This is a genomic window from Kibdelosporangium phytohabitans, from assembly GCF_001302585.1.
Lineage (GTDB): Bacteria > Actinomycetota > Actinomycetes > Mycobacteriales > Pseudonocardiaceae > Kibdelosporangium > Kibdelosporangium phytohabitans.
Map to the genome: position 1 here is coordinate 10,206,848 of NZ_CP012752.1, position 18,603 is coordinate 10,225,450.

The 18,603-nt window shown below is 67.9% G+C and carries 19 protein-coding genes; 8 read left to right on the forward strand and 11 right to left on the reverse strand.

Annotated elements, in window-relative coordinates; genetic code table 11:
- Nucleotides 1-259: 259 nt before the first annotated feature.
- Nucleotides 260-550 (reverse strand): transposase, encoded by a 291-nt coding sequence (locus tag AOZ06_RS62405; protein ID WP_218922268.1) that lies wholly within the window; start codon nt 548-550, stop codon nt 260-262.
- 87 nt (nt 551-637) lie between these two features.
- Here AOZ06_RS62405 and AOZ06_RS59425 point away from each other — a divergent pair, with 87 nt between their 5' ends.
- Nucleotides 638-886, forward strand: a complete 249-nt coding sequence (locus AOZ06_RS59425) for a hypothetical protein (RefSeq protein WP_054295060.1) — start codon at nt 638-640, stop codon at nt 884-886.
- Nucleotides 887-1,598: 712 nt separating this feature from the next.
- Here AOZ06_RS59425 and AOZ06_RS45595 read toward each other — a convergent pair.
- From AOZ06_RS45595 to AOZ06_RS45620, 6 genes are all read right to left on the reverse strand, one after another.
- The gene (locus tag AOZ06_RS45595; protein ID WP_157233601.1) at nt 1,599-1,907 is read right to left on the reverse strand and encodes a hypothetical protein; all 309 of its coding nucleotides are present in this window, start codon (nt 1,905-1,907) and stop codon (nt 1,599-1,601) included.
- Between the two features lie 75 nt (nt 1,908-1,982).
- Nucleotides 1,983-4,385 (reverse strand): sugar-binding protein, encoded by a 2,403-nt coding sequence (locus AOZ06_RS45600; protein WP_218921885.1) that lies wholly within the window; start codon nt 4,383-4,385, stop codon nt 1,983-1,985.
- A gap of 73 nt (nt 4,386-4,458) precedes the next feature.
- A complete protein-coding gene (locus AOZ06_RS45605; protein ID WP_054297407.1) occupies nt 4,459-5,265 on the reverse strand; it encodes a carbohydrate ABC transporter permease in 807 nt (268 codons plus the stop codon).
- 103 nt (nt 5,266-5,368) lie between these two features.
- The gene (locus AOZ06_RS45610; RefSeq protein ID WP_054295063.1) at nt 5,369-6,229 is read right to left on the reverse strand and encodes a carbohydrate ABC transporter permease; all 861 of its coding nucleotides are present in this window, start codon (nt 6,227-6,229) and stop codon (nt 5,369-5,371) included.
- Entirely contained in the window at nt 6,216-7,535 is a 1,320-nt protein-coding gene (locus AOZ06_RS45615) for an extracellular solute-binding protein (protein WP_083472370.1), read from the reverse strand. The genes AOZ06_RS45610 and AOZ06_RS45615 overlap by 14 nt, the downstream gene beginning before the upstream one ends.
- Complete coding sequence (locus tag AOZ06_RS45620) at nt 7,532-8,581, reverse strand: carbohydrate kinase family protein (protein WP_054295065.1); 1,050 nt, start codon at nt 8,579-8,581, stop codon at nt 7,532-7,534. The genes AOZ06_RS45615 and AOZ06_RS45620 overlap by 4 nt, the downstream gene beginning before the upstream one ends.
- Before the next feature lie 90 nt (nt 8,582-8,671).
- Between AOZ06_RS45620 and AOZ06_RS45625 the strand changes: the two genes are divergently transcribed.
- Genes AOZ06_RS45625 through AOZ06_RS45635 form a run of 3 tightly spaced genes read left to right on the forward strand, consistent with a single transcriptional unit; the run spans nt 8,672 to nt 11,250 of the window.
- Complete coding sequence (locus AOZ06_RS45625; RefSeq protein WP_054295066.1) at nt 8,672-9,427, forward strand: DeoR/GlpR family DNA-binding transcription regulator; 756 nt, start codon at nt 8,672-8,674, stop codon at nt 9,425-9,427.
- On the forward strand, nt 9,424-10,764 hold the full coding sequence (locus AOZ06_RS45630; protein WP_054295067.1) for a 6-phospho-beta-glucosidase: 1,341 nt from the start codon (nt 9,424-9,426) through the stop codon (nt 10,762-10,764). Before AOZ06_RS45625 ends, AOZ06_RS45630 begins: the two co-directional genes overlap by 4 nt.
- 51 nt (nt 10,765-10,815) lie before the next feature.
- Nucleotides 10,816-11,250, forward strand: coding sequence for a hypothetical protein (locus AOZ06_RS45635; RefSeq protein WP_054295068.1), 435 nt, complete (start codon nt 10,816-10,818; stop codon nt 11,248-11,250).
- 244 nt (nt 11,251-11,494) lie between these two features.
- Here the strand turns inward: AOZ06_RS45635 and AOZ06_RS45640 are convergent, their stop codons facing one another.
- A complete protein-coding gene (locus AOZ06_RS45640) occupies nt 11,495-12,403 on the reverse strand; it encodes a LysR family transcriptional regulator (protein ID WP_054295069.1) in 909 nt (302 codons plus the stop codon).
- Nucleotides 12,404-12,474: 71 nt separating this feature from the next.
- Between AOZ06_RS45640 and AOZ06_RS45645 the strand changes: the two genes are divergently transcribed.
- Genes AOZ06_RS45645 through AOZ06_RS45655 form a run of 3 tightly spaced genes read left to right on the forward strand, consistent with a single transcriptional unit; the run spans nt 12,475 to nt 15,851 of the window.
- Nucleotides 12,475-13,176 carry a succinate dehydrogenase cytochrome b subunit gene (locus AOZ06_RS45645; RefSeq protein WP_054295070.1) on the forward strand — a complete coding sequence of 234 codons (702 nt, stop codon included), beginning with the start codon at nt 12,475-12,477 and terminating at the stop codon, nt 13,174-13,176.
- A gap of 3 nt (nt 13,177-13,179) precedes the next feature.
- Nucleotides 13,180-15,099, forward strand: a complete 1,920-nt coding sequence (locus AOZ06_RS45650; protein ID WP_054295071.1) for a fumarate reductase/succinate dehydrogenase flavoprotein subunit — start codon at nt 13,180-13,182, stop codon at nt 15,097-15,099.
- Nucleotides 15,096-15,851 (forward strand): succinate dehydrogenase/fumarate reductase iron-sulfur subunit, encoded by a 756-nt coding sequence (locus AOZ06_RS45655; protein WP_083472371.1) that lies wholly within the window; start codon nt 15,096-15,098, stop codon nt 15,849-15,851. The genes AOZ06_RS45650 and AOZ06_RS45655 overlap by 4 nt, the downstream gene beginning before the upstream one ends.
- On the opposite strand, the gene AOZ06_RS45660 is transcribed toward AOZ06_RS45655, so the two are convergent.
- Nucleotides 15,841-16,473, reverse strand: coding sequence for a TetR/AcrR family transcriptional regulator (locus tag AOZ06_RS45660; RefSeq protein WP_218921886.1), 633 nt, complete (start codon nt 16,471-16,473; stop codon nt 15,841-15,843). The two genes, AOZ06_RS45655 and AOZ06_RS45660, sit on opposite strands and share 11 nt — an antisense overlap.
- Nucleotides 16,474-16,515: 42 nt before the next feature.
- Between AOZ06_RS45660 and AOZ06_RS45665 the strand changes: the two genes are divergently transcribed.
- Nucleotides 16,516-17,763 (forward strand): MFS transporter, encoded by a 1,248-nt coding sequence (locus AOZ06_RS45665; RefSeq protein WP_054295073.1) that lies wholly within the window; start codon nt 16,516-16,518, stop codon nt 17,761-17,763.
- A gap of 44 nt (nt 17,764-17,807) precedes the next feature.
- On the opposite strand, the gene AOZ06_RS45670 is transcribed toward AOZ06_RS45665, so the two are convergent.
- Both AOZ06_RS45670 and AOZ06_RS45675 read right to left on the reverse strand, forming a co-directional pair.
- Complete coding sequence (locus AOZ06_RS45670; RefSeq protein ID WP_157233602.1) at nt 17,808-18,134, reverse strand: hypothetical protein; 327 nt, start codon at nt 18,132-18,134, stop codon at nt 17,808-17,810.
- A gap of 86 nt (nt 18,135-18,220) precedes the next feature.
- Nucleotides 18,221-18,526 (reverse strand): hypothetical protein, encoded by a 306-nt coding sequence (locus AOZ06_RS45675; RefSeq protein WP_157233603.1) that lies wholly within the window; start codon nt 18,524-18,526, stop codon nt 18,221-18,223.
- Nucleotides 18,527-18,603: the final 77 nt, after the last annotated feature.

The window sequence follows — 18,603 nt, forward strand, 5'->3', positions numbered from 1 at the left end:
ACTCCCGGCCCGGCCCAGCGACCGCACCCGGCCTCGTGCCGGGGACCTGTCCCTCCTCACTGGTCAAACGCGAACAGGACCTCACCTCGCGTCCGGAAGGCGGAGTCGCCGTGGACCGATGACTCGCGTCCCACCCTCACGCCGTGCTGACCCCGCGTACCCGGCTACGAGTGACGCGGCTGATCGTCGAGCAGGGATGGCGGACCTTCCCGGCCGCGGAAAGGTTCATGGTCTCGACCGCGCGGAAATGGGCCAAGCGCTATCGGGAGCGGACCTGGCGTTGCTCGGTGTTGAGGGAGTGCCGCCTGGTGGTGATTTCGGTGTTGAGGGCGTCGCGGTCGCTGATGCGGCGGTCGAGGCATTGCTGTGATAGCACGGATAACTCGATCTCGGCGGTGTTGAGCCAGGACCCGTGTTCGGGGGTGTGATGGACTTCCAGGCGCTGGGCCAGGGCGAAGGCCTCGCCGGGTGCGGAGGCTTCGTAGCGCGAGGTGATGCCGTGGGTGCCTGTGGTTGTCCATGACCGGCACCACGGTCTCGGCGTCGGGATAGTCCACGGTCAGGAGTTCTTTGACTTGCCCGACCCAGTCGATCTTGGTTCGCTGAGCCAGGCCGTGAACACGGCGCCACCCGCGAAGTGGCTCAACCCATACGAAGATCGAGCGGTGCCACGTCGGAGGTATTCGCTGTCCTCGCGGGCATCGCGGCCTGGTCGTGCTGGAACTCGGTCGCGGACCTGGCCGAGCAGTGGGAAGGGTTTCTCGTCCGTGCACACGACCGGACGGTTGGGTCGTACGTGCGGGCGCAGCCGGCCAGGACGTCCTCCATGCAGGTGGCGAACTCGGCGTTCGCTCGTGGTGGGATGTTCCAGCACTTCCTCAGATGAGGACGCAGTCGCGTTCTTCCAGGACCCGGCCGATGGTGGAGTGGTCCAGGTCAGGTCAGGGATGACCTCGGTGAGCTCGACGTGTTTTCCAGCAGCCGCAACGATCACCGGGCATGCCCCGGCGGTGGTTGCGAGCACGCCAGGGCGATCAGCCGGGTCTCGACCTCACCGGTCACCGGGGACGGCACCGGCGGAAGGTCATGCTTCTTACGGCCAATCGTGGCAAGGACGTCGTCGCCGGTCTCGGCGAATCGCTTGGCGACCAGCCGCAGCAGCTCACCCGAGACCCCGAGCCGGGCCGATCACGTCCTTCGGATCGGGCTCGCGCGGTGAGGTGTCCAGCGCGAGCAGCACCCGCGCACGCCGGATCGCCGACGCGGGGGCGCACACCCCTGGTGGTCAGCCGAATCAACTCTCCACGATCCCGCGCCGACAACCTGACCAGCCGCTTCAACTGGGAGGCCATGACAACAGCCGCCAGCCAAACGCACCTGAACCAAGCAGCGACACGCTGCTAGCGCTGCTGGCCGGACTGGTGGTTCCGGCCGCGACCGTGCTCAGCCTCCGGTTGGTCGACGGGCTGTGGTCCCTGTCCGGACTTGCGGCAGCAGCGTGGCTGGCCGTGTTCGCCGAACGGCGGTTCTCCGGCCGAACGGCACACTACCGACTCCGCGCTCATGTGGCCGGAGCGACCGGAGCCGGTGCAGTGTGGTTACGAGGTTGGCGCGCCTTCGATGTACTCCTCCGGGCTCAGGATCGGGGGGCGGATTGTCTCGTGCAGGTGGCGTCGGGTCCACGCGCGGGAATGCCTGCTCGAGGTGGTCCACCGGCGCGGCGTGCGGCGCCGGTGGCATCGCGGTTCCTCGATCAGCACCCGGTAGTACGGGCAGTCGCAGTCGCACTGGCAGTGTTCGCGTTGCAGGCGACAGAACTTGGTCTCCCAGTTGTCGATGCCGAGATCGTGCTCGCCGGACACGCACTTGCCGCAGTAGTGCATGCGTTGGCCGGGTAAAGCCGTCATCGAGCACCCTCTTCTGGAACGTAGGGGACCGAAGCTCCTACGGTGACTCAGGGAGACACCGCAGGAGTACCGCCCTTAGCGTGATTCAGCCGCTGCTGTTGCTCCTTTTGGTGTGATGAACCCCAACAAAAGTTGGCCTTGGGGCAGTTTGGTCAGTCCTGGAGCGACTTGGCGAACATGTCGTTGCCCGTTCGCGTAGATGTACGCGGTTCCCTTCTCCGCGCTCAGCAGGAAACCGTGGACGATGCGGATCGGTTTCGCGGCAGGGGCCGCACCTGGTGCGAGGCCGAGGCGCACGGACTGCGCGAGCGACTCCGGCGAGTCCACTGAGAGCAGTGCTTCCAGCGGCAGGACGGGCGCGGGCGGATCGATCGGACGGCCCGCTGGCGGGGTGTAGCCGTCCAGCTTGGCCCGTCCCCATCGGTACGGGTCGCCCTGCACTCCGCCCCAAGTGGACCAGCCGATCCGCGTCTGGCCGCTCTTGTCCTGCGTGTCCGAGTCGTACACCAGGACGTTCACCGCGGCGGACGCCGGATCGATCGCGCCCGGCACCTCGGCGAGCGGGACGGCGAACTCCACGACATACCCCGTGCCGGTGAGCTTCGAAGCCACCTTGACGCCGGGTGCACCGCCCTGCTTGTTGTCCGCGTCCCGCAACGCGCACGGCGGCCCTTCCGCTGTCGCGGGCAGGACGGCGAGTTTGTACGTGGTCGACGTGTTCTCCGAGCGTCCACGTGGGTCGATGGTCAGCTCGACCGAGTCGGTACGCCAGTGCCGCTTGCAGTCCGCTGTGGCCAGCTTCGTGCCGAGCACGTCGTCGGTCACCGTGACCAGTCCGTACAGCGTGTCGTCCCGCCAGGACAGCCGCGCGGTCGCCGAACAGTCGGCGGCCGAGGTGCATTCGTCGCCTTCCCACCGCGACGAGATGTCGATTTCCGGCCCTGGGTACTCCCCTGTCCCGGCAATCCCGTCCACCACAGGAGAACCACCGGCCTGGGAAATCGTCGTCGCCGGTACGAGTTCGAGCGCCGGGCGCGCTGTACCGCCGGGAACGTTGATGGTGTACCGGTAGTCGCCACCGCGCATCCCTGTCGGCAAGGCAGCGTCCGTGTTGCGGACCGTGAACCGGGCGACCGTGCTCGCGCCTGGAGCAACGCTGGGGAAGCGCTGCTCAGGACCGGCCTCGAACCCGGCGGGCATCGTCAGCGACACAGCGCCGTCGCGCGCCACGTCGCCGTTGTTGCGGATCGTCACGTCGATGTCACGGCTGCCGCCGGACGGCAACGTCAGCACCGGCGGGACCAGACCGGCCAGTTCCGGATGCCCGATCTCGCGCGCCCATTGCTGGTACTGCGCGACCTGCGGCAGGGGTTGCTGCGCGGCGCTGAGCACCGGGACGACCTCGACCAGCGCCTCCGTGAAGCCCGATTTTCCACCGTTGGCAACACGTACGCCGATGCGCGCCTTGCCCGGCTGTGCGTTGGCGGGCACCTTGACGGTGTCGCCGTTGACAGTCCACCCGGGCGGCGGGGTCAGCGTGGTCCGGCCACGAACCGACGACGTCACGTTGATCTTCACCGCCGAGCCCGCGGTCACCTCGTGGCGCGCGGGCTTCGCGGACAGCTTCGTGCCCAACGGCAGTTCGCCGGGCACGACCGCGCCTTCGAGCATGCCGCGAGCGCCGTGGGCGTCCAGGCGGTACGGCACCCGGCTGGCCACCTGGGTGAAGTAGTCACAGCCGATCTTCGCGGGATCCGTTGGCACGTCACCGAACCCGGCCCAGCCCTGGCTGGCGTACTCGCGCTGCGCGGCCCGCTCGATCTGGGCCCACGTCTTGCCGTCGTACGCCGGTTCGCCGCCCCACGCGCCCCAGACGCGGTCAGTCGGCTCCGCCGGGGCGAAGTCACGCACGCAGCCCGGTCCCTTGGTCGACTCGCCGTCGAACCCGCCGGTGAACAGCCGGGACACCGCCCACGGCCGCAGCCCCTGGTCGCGGAACGCCGCCGAGTCCGCGGCCTTCTCGTACGCCTCGATCGCGAGCCGCGCGGCGTACTGGTGGTTGCCGTGGTTGCCCGGCGTCGGCGCCGGGTCCATGGTGATCACGACCTTCGGCTTGGTCTGGCGGATCACCCGGACGACCTTGCCGAGCGTGTCCTCATGACCCCACGCCTGCTGGGTCAGCGGCGAGGACACCGTGTAGTAGAAGTCCGCCTTGTCGAGGTTGTAGACGTCGGTGATCCCGGCCTTGCCGACCGCGCGCCGCTCCTCGGCCTCGCGGATGCGGCCGAGCGCCGGTCCTTCCTCCGGGCCGACGGCGTTCCCGCCGCCTTCGCCACGGGTCACGGTGACGACGCCGGAGCGCACCTTGAACTGGCCGAGCGTGGCCAGCGTGAAAGCTTCGTCGTCCGGGTGGGCGCCGATGAACAGCACGTCCAGCTCGGCACGGTCTCGTCCGCCGCCTGGTTGGGCGGCATGCACAGGAACCGCCGTACCAGCGAGGAGTACAACGGGTAGCAGGGCACCCCAGCGCACGTTTCCTCCCAGTGAGTCTCTAGCCCTTGACCGCGCCATCGACCATGCCGCGGATGAAATGTCGTTGCAGGAACAGGTAAACCACCACCACGGGCAGCGCGACCAGTACCGACGCGGCCGCCAGCAGCGGCACGCTCGTGTCCGATCTGCCCGAGAAGAACTGCAGGCCGAGCGGCGCGGTGCGTAACGCCTCACCGGTGATCATCACCCTGGCCAGCAGGAACTCGTTCCAGGTCCACATGAACACCAGCACGATCAACGTGACCAGCGCCGGGCGGCCCATGGGCACGAGCACGCGCCAGAGCGTCTGCCAGTGCCCGGCGCCGTCCAGCCGGGCGGCCTCGACCACGCTCCGCGAGGTGGACCGGAAGTACGTCCGCATCCAGAACGCACCGAACGCCACGGACTGCGCGACCTGCGGCAGGATCAGCGAGGCGTACGTGTCCGTCAGGCCGAGGTCACGCAGGTCGTAGTACAGCGGGACGACCACGGCCTCACTCGGCACGGTCAACCCGAGCAACAGCAGGTAGAACAACGCGTCCCGGCCGCGGAAACTCATGGTGCCGAAGGCGTACGCGGCCAGGACCGACAACACGACAGTGATCGCGACGACGCTGACACTGACGATCAGGCTGGAGAACAAGTAGCTGCCGAACCTGGCCTCGCTCCACGCTCTGCCGAAGTTCTCCCAGTGGATCCCGCCGCGCCCGGCCACCTCCGGCCGCAGCGCGGTGAAGATGATGGACAGCATGGGGTACAACGCGAAAATGGTGAAGACGCCGAGAACGAGATAGGTGCCGACGCGTTCGGCCCGGGAGACAGTCACAGCTGTTCCGCCTCCCCGCGGTTCGAAGTCCTGCTCGCCTTGGGAGACACCGCCACGTTCCACTGAGGTGCGGCCGGGAATCGCGAGAGTGACATGAAGGAGGTCATCCCCGCTCCCTCCCTGTGACCCGCGTGATCACGTACGTCACGAGGAAGGCGAGCACGGTGATGACCACGCCGATCGCCGCCGCCGAGCCGACCTGTCCGGTGTGGAACGCGCGCTGGTAGATCTCGTACGCGGGCACCGTGGTCGAGCCGCCAGGGCCGCCCAACGGGGTCATCATGTAGACCAGGTCGAACGTGCGCAGGGCGGCGATCACGGTCAGCGTCAGCGCCACACCGATCTCCCCTCGCAACGCGGGCAGGATCACCGAACGGAACTCGCCCGCCGGTCCGGCGCCGTCCAGCCGGGCGGCGTCGAACAGGTCGGCCGAGACCTTCCCGATCCCGCCGAGGAACAAAACCATCGCGAGCCCAGTCTGCACCCAGGTACCGACAATCCCGACCGCCAGCAGGGCCGTCGAGGAGTCGCCGAGCCAGGCTTTCCCTTCTGTGCCAAGGACGAAATTCAACGCACCGTCCGGCGCGAAGATCCTTTGCCAGGCCACGGCGACCACGACCATAGCGATCACCTGCGGCAGGAACAGCACGGTCCGGAAGAACGGCAACCCGCGTACACGAACCCTATGGAGCGCAGTCGCGAGTACGAGTCCTATGCAGACAGGAACGACCGAGAAGAACAAGATGAGCACGGCGACGTGCCCGAACGCCGCCAGCGCGCCCTCCTCGGCGAACATGTCGCCGTAGTTGGAGAAACCCGTGAACGTCCCCAGCGACAGACCGTCCCACTTGAACAGTGACAGCCATCCGCTGTGCAGCAGCGGGAACAGCAGGAACGCCGCGTAGACGAGCAGTGCGGGCAGGGCGTAGAGGTACCCCACCCGCCTCGGTTCACCGACCGCCACGGCTCGACTCCAGGTCCGCCTGGAGTTTGCCGAGGAACGCCTCCACGTCCAGTTGCTTGGCCATGAACTGCTCGACCGAGTTGCTGACCACCTCGTACGCGTTGGGCGTCGCGTAGTCCAGGTACGGCACGAGCTTCTGGGAGGCGGACGCCTCCTGCCACTTGTCGAGCACGTCCCGTTCCGGGCCCGCGCCGACCTGGTCACCCGCCTTGATCACCGGCAGGTTGCCGCTGGAAGCGACGGTCCGCATCGCATCGGGGCTGGTGATGAAGTCGAGGTACGCGGCAGCCGCGTCCGGGTTCTTCGACTTCGAGCTGATCGCCCACGGCAGCCCGGTCCCGCCGGTCACCGTGCCACCGGGCGGCAGGATGAAGCCGACGTTGTCGGCCAGCGCCTCCTTGAGCGTCGCCAGGCTCCACGTGCCGTTGACGTGGAAGAGGCCTTCGCCCTTGCCGAACTTCTCGGTGGCGTCGTCTCCTTTCAGGCCCGCGAAACCCGGGGTCAGGTAGCCCTTGTCGACCCAGTCGGCGACCTGCTGGGCGGCCTGCCGGTTCGGCTCGGTCTTCCAGTTCGCGTCCACGCGGCCGGTGGCCAGCTTGGTCTCGTCGGCCGGATTGCCGAACCGGTGCATGGCCAGCGCGTACAGCAACGGGCCCGCGCTCTTCTCCAGGTTGCCGACCTGCAGCGGCAACTGGCCCGCGGTCTTGGCCTTGGCCAGCGCCGCGTCGAACTCGTCCCACGTCTTGGGCGGCTGCAGGCCGAGCTGGCTCAGCTTGGACTTGTTGTACCAGATGCCGACCAGCTCACCGGTCTGCGCAACGCCGTACAGCTTGCCGTCGCCGAGGCTGTCGCCGCTGTCGGGGTAACTGGCGAGCTTGCGGACGAACTCGGGGAACCGCTGGTTCCACTGGTACGCCTCGGCATACGGGTCCACCGGCCGCAGCAGGCCGGCTTTGACGAACGCGCCCATGTCCTGCTTGCCGTTGTTGACCTGCGCGATGTCCGGCGCGTCGTTGGCGGTCAGACCGAGCTTGATCGTGCTGCGCAGGTCGTCGAAGGAACGCCCGACCCGGTTGATCTTGATGTTCGGGTACTTGGACTGGAACTGCGCGTTCAACGCCTTGATCTGGGATTCCTGCGCCGGGCGCGTCTCCTGGTCCCAGATGGTCAGCGTCACGTCGCCGAGCGCGCCGACGTCCTTGCGCACCTGCCCGGCGGGCTGTTGCGCGGGTTTGTTGTCCGCTCCGGGCGCACACGCGGCGAGCACCAGTGCCGCCGCGGCCACGATTACCGGCAGTTTCCTCACGAGATCCCTCGCAATCCGATGGTCGCGCTCGCTCGGCGGACCTGGGTGTCGGCGTGACTGGGCAGCAGGTCGTTGAGGAACGTGTAACCACGCAGCTCACGCTCGTCCCGGCGGCCGACCAGGCGCCACCACGCCGCGATGTCACCCCAGCCCGGCGCGGACTGCGAGCCCCCGAAGTGTTGCACGGACAACGCCGCGCAGAGGTTTGCGAAATGCACCCGATCGGTCAACGGCCAACCGGCGAGCGTGCCGACCACGAACCCGGCGCCGAACACGTCACCGGCGCCGGTGGGGTCGAGCGCGGCCACGTTCAGCCCGTTGACCTCGGCTTCCTCACCTGTGGCCGCGTCGATCGCGTACGCGCCGCTGCCGCCTCTGGTGACCACCACGACCGGGACGATCTCCGCGAGCGCCCTCGCCGCGGCTTTCACGTCGTCGGACTTGGTGTAGCTGATCGCTTCGACGCTGTTGGGCAGGAACACGTCGTAGCCGTCCAGCAGCTGCCGGAGCATGGACGGTTCCCAGCGTTCGGTCGGGTCCCAGCCGACGTCGGCGAACAGCAGGGCGCCCTGTTGCTTGGACTTCTTCACCCACTGGTCGGAGTGCAGGTCCACGTGCACGAAACACGCCTTGGTCGCGGGCGGCGGGTCCAGCAGTTCGTCCGCGCTGACCGGCGAGGGGTGGCCGTGGGTGACCATGGCACGGTCCCGCTCGATGGCCATGGAGACGGTCAACGGCGAGTGCCAGCCGTAGAACCGCCGTGAATGGGTGAGATCCACCCCTTCCTGCGAGGCGAGGACGTCCCAGCAGAAGTCGCCGTACGCGTCCTCGCCGAACGCCGCGGCCAGCCCGGTCCGCAACTGCAGCCTGCTCAGCGCGACCGCCAGGTTGGCGATCCCGCCGGGACTGGATCCCAGCCCGGTCGCCCACACCTCCGTACCCGGCTGGGGCAGGTGGTCGAGTCCGGTGAAGATGATGTCCAAGAACACCGTTCCCGACAGGAGAATGTCCAGCTCAGGGCCCCCAGCGGCCCGCTCGTCCGACACCGCGCCCTCCTTGCTCGATCCGGTGAGTCTGCACCCATCTGCAAAGAAATGACAAGTTGTCTGACGCAATCTGACTGATATTGTTCGGTTGTGCTCCCGCAGCGGCGCCACGCCGAAATCCTGCGCTGCCTCACCCAGGAGGGGTCGGCGTCGGTCACTGCGCTGTGCGCCCAGCTGGCCACGAGCGCGGCCACCATCCGCCGCGACTTGATCTGGCTGGAGCGCGAAGGAGTTCTCACGAGAGTGCACGGCGGCGCCGTGCTCGCGCCGTCACAGGAGGAACGACCGTTCGACCGCGTGGCCCGCGAGGACGGCGGCGTGAAGGACGAGGTTGCCAAGGCCGCGGCAACGCTTGTGCGTGACGGGGAGTCCATCCTGCTGGACATCGGCACGACCACGCACAGACTGGCCGCGCACCTGCGCGGGCGTGACATCACCGTGCTGACAAGCAACCTCGCGGTGTACGAGGAACTGGCGGACGACCACGCGGTCGAGCTGATCCTGCTCGGCGGGGTCGTGCGACGCAATTACCGTTCCATGGTCGGGTTTCTGACCGAGGACGCGTTACGCCAGGTCCGGGCGGACCGCGTGTTCCTCGGCGCGGCAGGTGTTCGTGACGACGGTTCGGTCATGGACGACACCGTCGTGGAAGTGCCGTTGAAACGGGCCATGCTCGCCGCGGCCGACCAGGTGGTCCTGCTCGCCGACCGGGGCAAGTTCCCCGGCGGCGGCCTGGCCCGGATCTGCGGCGCGGAGGAGATCGACGTGCTGGTGACCAACGCGGACACGGCCGGTGCCGGCCTGTCCGCCGTGCGTGAGGCGGGTGTGGAGGTGATCGAGGGATGAAGCTGGTGATCCTCGGCGGTGGCGGGTTCCGCGTGCCGCTGGTGCACCAGAGCCTGCTGGCCGACCCCGACCGGCTGGTCGACGAGATCGTCCTGCAGGACGTGATGGTGCAGCGGCTGACCGCGATCGGTGCCGTGCTCGACCAGCAGGCGCAGGGCGCGTCGTGGCGGCCGCGGATCCGGATGACGACGTCGCTGGCGGACGCGTTGTCCGGTGCGGACGTGGTGTTCTCGGCGATCCGCGTCGGCGGTCTCGGCGGGCGCAGCCTGGACGAGCGGGTGCCGTTGAAGCACAGCCTGATCGGTCAGGAAACCGTGGGGCCGGGCGGGATCTGCTACGCGCTGCGGACCGTGCCGGTCGCGCTGGACATCGCCAGGCAGGTCGAACGGCACGCGCCGGACGCGTGGCTGATCAACTTCACCAACCCGGCCGGGATCGTCACCGAGGCGATGTCGGCGGTGCTCGGCGACCGGGTGATCGGCATCTGCGACTCGCCAGTCGGCCTGTGCCGCAGGGTGGCCGGCGCCCTCGGCGTGTCCGAACAGGACGCGACATTCGACTACATCGGACTCAACCACCTCGGCTGGCTGCGCCGGGTGCTGGTGAACGGACGAGACCGGCTGCCCGGACTGTTCGACGACGAGGCCGCGCTGACCTCGTTCGAAGAAGGCAAGCTGTTCGGCGCGCAGTGGTTGCGGACGTTGCGCTCGGTGCCCAACGAGTACCTGCACTACTACTACTTCGCGCGGGAGACGCTCGACCAGTTGCGCACGCAGGAGACGACGCGCGGCGAGTTCCTCTCCGACCAGCAGAAGTCGTTCTACGAACGGATCGGCAACGATCCGCAGGCGGCGTTGCAGACGTGGATGCAGACCCGCTCGGAGCGGGAGAACACGTATCTCGCCGAAGGCAGGGCGATCGCGGGGATGGCGGAGCGCGCCGCGTGCGACATGGACGGCGGCGGGTACGAGCAGGTGGCGCTGCGGTTGATGAACTCGATCACGCGCAACCGCCCCGACCAGCTGATCCTGAACGTGCGCAACCGCGGAGTCGTTGCGGGACTGGACAATTCCGTGGTGGAGGTGCCGTGCTTCGTGGACGGCAACGGACCCCGGCCGGTCGCGACCGGTCCCGTCGACCCGCACAGCCTCGGCCTGATGCTGCAGGTGAAGGCCTGCGAGCAGGCAGTGATCCGCGCGGCGCGGACGCAGAACCGCTCGGACGCCCTGTTCGCGATGGCCACGCACCCGCTCGTGGACTCGGTGGCCGCCGCGACGGCGACGCTCGACGGCTACGTGGCCGCGTTCCCCGAGCTCAGCGCGTTTCGAGCACCTTGAACTGCCCCAACGTGCATTGGCGCCTCAGCGGGAGCGTGAGAGCCTGCTGAGGTGCCGAGCGACTTCATCATCAAGACGGGGGACATGATCAAGGTCACGATCCCGCCCCCGGTGATCGTGCCGGCCATCCAGGCCCCGGTGCCGCTCAAGGGGTCGAGCACGAACGTGCAGGTCAACAATCAGTTCGTCTGCTTGCGGGGCGACGAGCTGCCTCAGGTGTTGCGCGGCCCGTTGCCTTACACCGCACCGCCTTTCGTCACCCCGGGGACGGGGACGCTGACGCTCACGCTGGCTCCGTCGAACCTGACGATCCAGTCGCAGAACGGTCCGAAGGTGTTGGTGAAGGGAATGACCTTCACGGCGACTTTCACCGTGCAGGCTCCCGCGACGCAGCCGACTCCGGGTGGTCCCGTGCCGGATCCTGTCGCCGTGAAACCGGGAACAGCGCAGTTCATCACCACCAACACGACCGTGTACGGCGGGTAACTGCTTCCCCGTTGCCGTGGGATCCTTGAGCAGTGACTGGGCCAAGGGAACACAGACCTCCATCGTTGCACCAGAGGGCAAGGCAGCGGCTGCTGGTGGACATCGACGATCCGGTCTCCTTGCTGCCACATTCGCTCAGCGACGACCACTACCACGCGGCTGATGAGGTCCCCGGCACATTCCGCATCGATTTCCCGGCTCCGCACTATCAACCTCGACAGTCTCAAGCCTCGGCTCAAGTGAATCACAGCGTTCTCAGGTACGCCATCAACACATCGCTGAACGCCCGAGCCGCGTTCGTCGGGGGAACGTCCGTCCGCTGAGCCAAAGCGACCGTGCGGCTCAACCCGGGCGGAGCGATGGGGATGCCCCGCAAAGCGGGCCGGTTGGCCAGAACCATGCTGGGAACGATGGCAACCCCCAAACCGGCTTCGACGAACCGGAGCACGGCGTCCATCTCCCCGCCCTCGACGGACATACGCGGCTCATAGCCCACCCCGCGACACGCCTGGATTGTCGTCTCACGCAAGTCATAGCCTTGGCGGAACATCACCATCGAACGGTCGCGCAGATCGATCAGCCGAATCGTCGGTCGGTTGACCAGAGCAGGCAGGCTGGCCGCGGAGGCCACCAGCAGGTCCTCGCGCAGGACCACCCGCGTGGTCAATGCCGGATCCGGCCCTTCCGGCGGGACGATGATCAACGCCAGATCCAGGTCGCCGCGCAGCAAGGACCGGGACAAGTCCCGCGAGCCGCCCTCCTCCACCAGCAGCCGAATGCCCGGATAGGCCGAGTGGTATCGGCTCAGCACGTCAGCGAAGACCGAAGCACACAGACTCGGAGTCGCCCCCACGCGCAGCCGTCCCCTGCGGAGGCCGACCAGTTCGGCGACCTCGTGACGAGCTGTGTCCACGTCGGCGAGGATGCGGCGGGCGATCGGCAGCAGCGCCTCGCCTGCCGGGGTCAGCGTGACGTTGCCGCGCACGCGGCTGAACAGGGGCGTGCCGAGTTCGGTTTCCAGGCTCTGCACCTGCTTGGACAGTGAGGGTTGCGCCACACCGGCCTGCTCCGCGGCCCTGGTGAAGTGCTTGGTGTCGGCCACCGCCAGGAAGTACCTGAGCTGCTGCAAGGTGAGCCGGTCGACCTTCTCCATAGTCCAAGGCTATCAAATCGAGGGTTTTGATATATTGGACGACTCGGTCCGCACCATGCTTACTGAGTGCTGTGACAGTGCTCGACGCGGCCCGGCGCACCACCCCGGGGCGAATCTGGTCGTCCACCATCGGCAAGAAGGCCGTGATGGGCGTCACCGGGCTGCTCATGCTGATCTACGTGATCGTGCACATGGCGTCCAACCTCAAGATCTTCTTCGGGCGCGAGAACATCGACGGCTACGCGTCCTGGCTGCGCCACCTCCTCGACGGCCTGCTGGGCTACGAGGGCTTCGTGTGGGTGGCCCGGATCGGTCTCGTCGCCTGCGTCGTGCTGCACATGACGGCGGCCATCCAGCTGGCGCGGCGGGCGCGCAAGGCACGGCCCAAGGCCTACCAGCACCGCGCGAAGGTCCAGGGCAGCTACGCCGCGCGCACGATGCGTTGGGGCGGCGTGATCCTGGCGTTGTTCATCGTCTACCACATCCTCGACCTGACCGCGGGCGTGCTGAACCCGAACGGCGTGCACCTCGCGGTGTACGACAACGTGGTCGCTGATTTCCAGCGCTGGTACGTGGTCCTGTTCTACGCCGCGGCCGTCATCGCACTGGGTTTCCACATCCGGCACGGGCTGTGGAGCGGGTTGCAGAGCCTCGGCGCGTCCAACGCCGCACGGCAACGGGCCATCCAGAGCTTCGCTTTCGCGGTCGCTTTCCTGATCACAGTGGGATTCCTGGCCGTGCCGTTCGCCGTACTGACCGGATTGGTGGGTTAGCCGATGTACACCGAAGGGGCACCGATCGTCGACGGCAAGATGCCGGACGGTCCGCTGGACAAGCGGTGGGAGAAGCGGCGGTTCTCCGCACGGCTGGTGAACCCGGCGAACAAGCGCAAGATGACCGTGATCGTGGTCGGCACCGGGCTCGCCGGTGGCTCGGCCGCGGCCACGCTGGCCGAGCTGGGCTACAACGTCTTGTCGTTCTGTTACCAGGACAGCCCGCGCCGTGCGCACAGTATCGCCGCGCAGGGCGGGATCAACGCGGCCAAGAACTACCGCAACGACGGCGACAGCGTCTTCCGGCTGTTCTACGACACGATCAAGGGCGGTGACTTCCGCGCCCGCGAGTCCAACGTGCACCGGCTGGCCGAGGTCAGTGTCGAGATCATCGACCAGTGCGTGGCGCAGGGTGTGCCGTTCGCCCGTGAGTACGGCGGTCTGCTGGACACCCGTTCTTTCGGCGGGGCACAGGTTTCCCGCACGTTCTACGCCCGGGGCCAGACCGGGCAGCAACTCCTGCTCGGTGCGTACCAGGCGCTGGCCAGGCAGATCAACGCCGGACGCGTGAAGATGCACCCGCGTACCGAGATGCTCGACCTGATCGTCGACGACGGCAGGGCGCGCGGGATCGTGGCCCGTGACCTGGTCACCGGCGACATCGACACGTACACCGCGGACGCCGTCGTGCTGGCGACCGGCGGTTACGGCAACACCTTCTACCTGTCCACCAACGCCAAGGGCAGCAACGCGACAGCGATCTGGCGCGCGCACAAGCGTGGCGCGTTGTTCGCCAACCCGTGCTACACGCAGATCCACCCGACGTGCATCCCGGTCAGCGGCGCGCACCAGTCGAAGCTGACGCTGATGAGCGAGTCGCTGCGCAACGACGGCCGTGTGTGGGTTCCCAAGGCACCGAAGGACAACCGGGCGCCACACATGATCCCCGAGGACGAGCGGGACTACTACCTGGAGCGGATGTACCCGAGCTTCGGCAACCTCGTCCCGCGTGACATCGCTTCCCGTGCCGCCAAGAACATCTGCGATACCGGGCACGGCGTCGGACCGGGCGGTCTGGGCGTGTACCTGGACTTCTCCGACGCCGTCGAACGGCTCGGCCGGGACGCGGTCGAGGCGAAGTACGGCAACTTGTTCGAGATGTACGCCCAGATCACGGGCGAGGACCCGTACAAGGTGCCGATGCGGATCTACCCGGCCGTGCACTACACGATGGGTGGCCTGTGGGTCGACTACGACCTGCAGAGCACGATCCCCGGCCTGTTCGTCATCGGTGAGGCCAACTTCTCCGACCACGGCGCCAACCGGCTCGGTGCGTCCGCGCTGATGCAGGGCTTGGCAGACGGGTACTTCATCCTGCCGAACACCATCGGCGACTACCTCGCCGACGGCCCGTTCCCGCAGGTCTCGCCGGAGGCGATCACGTCGGTCGAGCAGGAGGTCGTCGACCGGGTCGTGCGGATCCTCGCGGTCGACGGCGACCGTTCGCCCGACGACATCCACCGCGAACTGGGCCAGCTGATGTGGGACTACTGCGGGATGGAACGCTCCGAGGAGGGCCTGCGCAAGGCGCTGGAGGCGATTCCCGCGCTGCGCAAGGAGTTCTGGCAACGGGTGCGCGTGCTCGGCACCGGCGACGGGCTCAACCAGTCGCTGGAGAAGGCCGGCCGCGTCGCCGACTTCATCGACCTCGCCGAACTGATGGTGATCGACGCGCTGCACCGCACGGAGTCGTGCGGCGGGCACTTCCGGGCTGAGAGCCAGACCGAGGACGGCGAAGCACTGCGAGACGACGAGAACTTCAGCTACGTCGCCGCGTGGGAGTACGGGCCGCAGCAGCCCGTCCTGCACCGCGAGGACCTGCGGTTCGAGAACGTCACGCCGAGTCAACGGAGCTACAAGTGAAGTTCACCCTGCGTGTCTGGCGCCAGGACAACCAGTTCGACAAGGGCAGGCTGGTGATGTACGTCGTCGACGACATCTCGCCGGACATGTCCTTCCTCGAGATGCTCGACGTGCTCAACGAACGGCTGATCAAGGACGGCGAGGAGCCGATCGCGTTCGACCACGACTGCCGCGAGGGCATCTGCGGCATGTGCGGCCTGATGATCAACGGCAACGCGCACGGCCCGAACAAGCTGACCACCACGTGCCAGCTGCACATGCGCAGCTTCAGCGAGAACGAGGCCATCACGATCGAGCCGTGGCGTGCCGCGCCGTTCCCGGTGATCAAGGACCTGGTGGTGGACCGGTCGTCGTTCGACCGGATCATCGAGTCCGGTGGTTACATCAGCGCGCCGACCGGCAGCGCGCCGGACGCCCACGCGGTGCCCGTGCCCAAGGCAGACGCCGACAACGCGTTCGAGGCGGCGGCGTGCATCGGTTGCGGCGCGTGTGTCGCCGCGTGCCCCAACGGTTCGGGCATGCTGTTCACCGCGGCCAAGACGACGCACCTCGGCTTGCTGCCGCAGGGGCAGCCGGAACGGCTCACCCGCGCGCTCGACATGGTCGAGACGCACGACGAGCTGGGCTTCGGCGGCTGCACCAACTCGGGCGAGTGCACCGCGGTGTGCCCGAAGGGCATTCCGCTGGAGGCCATCGGGCGGCTCAACCGGGACGTGCTGAAGGCGGCGACGAAGCTGCCGGCTAGGCACTGAGCAAGCCGTTCACCAACGCCCGCAGGCCTGCCTCGTACGTGTCCCGCATGGACAGTTCGGGCCAGCGCTCGGCGACCGCGTGGACGGTCGGCCGGTGTGTTTGCTTGCGCAGCACGGCATCGCGGTAGTTCGGCTGTCCTTCCGCACGCCTGCGGGCGCCCCTCGCCTTGATCATGATCTCACCGGCGGTGTAGTACCAGATCGTCCGGTACACGTACACGGCCTCGTCCAGCGTGCGTCCACTGTCGACGGCTGCGGCCATGATCTCCTCGGTCACCCACAACGCCGCTTCGCCGACCAGGTCGTCCGCGGTGAGCACTTCGGTGATCCACGGCCACGCGGCCAACGCGTCGTGCATGGCCAGCGCCGTCAGCACGACGCGTTCGCGCGGGTCACCGGGTAGTTCCGGGCGCTTGATCTCGTCGGCGTAGTAGTCGAGCAGCTGGATCAGCAGGTCTTCTTTGTCGCGCACGTGGTGGTACAGCGTTGTGGCGGCGACACCCACCTCGGCCGCGAGCTTGCGCATGGTCAGGGTCTCCCAGCCGTCGCGGTCGATCAGCGCGCGGGTGGCAACCAGGATCTCGTCCCGGTTGATCCGGGGTGGGCGACCAGTTCTCGGCACGGGCTCATCCTCGCACCTTGACAGGACTGCTACTTTTCGAACATGTTCGAAAAGTCATCCGGCCGTCCGGTGCTCCTGGTCTGCCTCGCCGTGTTCGGCCTGATGGCCGGCCAGCAGATGGTCGGCCCGATCCTGCCGCCGCTGGCACGCGAACTCGGACTGAGCGAACTGCACCTGGGCATCGTGATGACCGTGGCCGCCATCGGCGCGGTCGTGGCGAGCCCGTTCTGGGGACGGCGTGGCGCGTCGTGGGGACATCGCGCGGTGCTGCTCACCTCGCTCGCCGGCGCGACCGTGGGCCTGCTCGGGTTCGCGGTGATCGCCCAGGCCGGGCTGGCCGGGGCGTTCGCCGTGCCGCTGCTGTTCGCCCTGATCCTGCTCAGCCGCAGCGTGATCTTCGGTATCTCGTGGGCCGCGACGCCAGTCACCGCACAGTCCTATGTGGCCGACATGACCACGGGTGAGGTCGCGCGGGTGCGTGGCATGTCCATGGTGGGCGCCGCGCAGGGCCTCGGCATGGCGCTCGGGCCCGGTGTGGGCGGCCTGCTGGTGTTCGGCGGCCTGCTGCTCCCGCTCTACGTCGCCCCGGCCCTGATCGCCGTGATCGCCGTGCTGGTGTGGCTCAACCTGCCCAAGCCGGACAAGCACCGCGAGATCGTGGCGGCGGTCAAGGTGAAGCCGTTCGACCCACGCGTGTGGCCGTTCCTGCTCGCCGGGTTCGGCATGTTCATGACGTATGGAATCGTGCTGCTGACGGTCGGATTCCTGTTGCAGGACAGGCTTGCGCTGACCGCGCAGCAGACCGGGCTGGCCACCGGGCTCGTCACGCTCGCCTGCGCCGGGATGATGATGCTCGTCCAGGCGGTCGTGGTGCCCCGCGTCGGCTGGGGTCCCGCCCGGCTGATCCGGGTCGGCGCCAGCGTGATGGCCGTCGGCACGGCAACCATGGTGTTCGCGTCGACCGCCGCCGTCGTGGCCGTCGCGCTGGCGGTTCTCGGCGTCGGGGTCGGTTTCTGCATGCCCGGCTCCATGTCCGGCCCGACCTTGCTCGTCAGCCGGGAGGAACAGGGTGCCGTCGCCGGGCTGACCGGTTCCAGCAACGCGCTGACGTTCGTCTTCGGACCCCTTGTGGGCACGGCGTTGTACGAGATCGCCCCAGCCGCGCCCTACCTGCTGGGCACCGTGCTGCTGGTCGGGCTGATCGTGTTCGTCTTCGCCCACCCGGGCATCCGGCAGACGGCGCCGCCAACCGGCGTACAGCGACCGATCGAAGTCCCTGCCGTCGACTGAACCCGTGACCCGCATGACCTCCTTGGCCTCGAACGGTTTCCACGTCATCCGGACGCGCCTGCCATCGCGGTCCGGCACACCGTCGTCACCATTCCATTGCCCGTCACCGGAAAGCGCCCGACGGCGCGGAAGTTCTCGCCGCCGCAGGACGGCAGCGGCCCATCGGTGACGAAGTTCCGGACAGCTTCGGCGGTGCACGACGAATACGTGGATCCGGTCCGGAGCACCGAAACGGCGAGGCACCAGTCCTCCCACACCCCGTAGCCGCGAGTCGTTTCCTGCGCGGAGACGGGGTGTTCCGGGTGTTTGGCCCGGTGGCCGGCCAGCTGGGCCCGTCGCGTCCCGTAACCCGTTGCTCGGTCGGGAAACACCGTCGGCTGTCGGCAACCGCGGCCTTGACGTGCCGCGGGAACCGGCTCATGTACGCGGGCGCTTCCACGCTGCCGCAAGAATTGCCTTACAGGACAACGTTTCGCGCACCCAACGCGGCCCGCACGGCTTCGATGTCGGCGGTGAAGAACTGGGTTGGTCCGCCGGGCAACGCGGTGATCGCGCCCGCCGACGGCCGGTCAAGGTCGCGCGGCAGCCACGAGAACGGGACAGAGATCTTTTCGGATCCCGGTTGCGCGGGGGTCCAGCGGGACCTGGAGCACACCGTCACACCGCGCCGCAACGCCGGCACAGGGATGACGTGACTCACTCGCCGCCGCGGCGGGTACCGCGACGGCCCCAGGAAGACGAGAACCGCCGTAATCCATCGCATGGACCCAGCGTGTCGTGGACAACGTGTTCGCCACTTCAGGGAAATCCCCCCGATGTGAGTAGTCGCACGGGGTACGG

Coding starts and splice junctions, on each gene's coding strand:
- AOZ06_RS45595 (WP_157233601.1), bottom strand. CDS start 1,907: ATGACGGCTTTACCCGGCCAACGCATGCACTACTGCGGCAAGTGCGTG.
- AOZ06_RS45630 (WP_054295067.1), top strand. CDS start 9,424: ATGAAGCTGGTGATCCTCGGCGGTGGCGGGTTCCGCGTGCCGCTGGTG.
- AOZ06_RS45640 (WP_054295069.1), bottom strand. CDS start 12,403: ATGGAGAAGGTCGACCGGCTCACCTTGCAGCAGCTCAGGTACTTCCTG.
- AOZ06_RS45650 (WP_054295071.1), top strand. CDS start 13,180: ATGTACACCGAAGGGGCACCGATCGTCGACGGCAAGATGCCGGACGGT.
- AOZ06_RS45665 (WP_054295073.1), top strand. CDS start 16,516: ATGTTCGAAAAGTCATCCGGCCGTCCGGTGCTCCTGGTCTGCCTCGCC.
- AOZ06_RS45675 (WP_157233603.1), bottom strand. CDS start 18,526: ATGCGATGGATTACGGCGGTTCTCGTCTTCCTGGGGCCGTCGCGGTAC.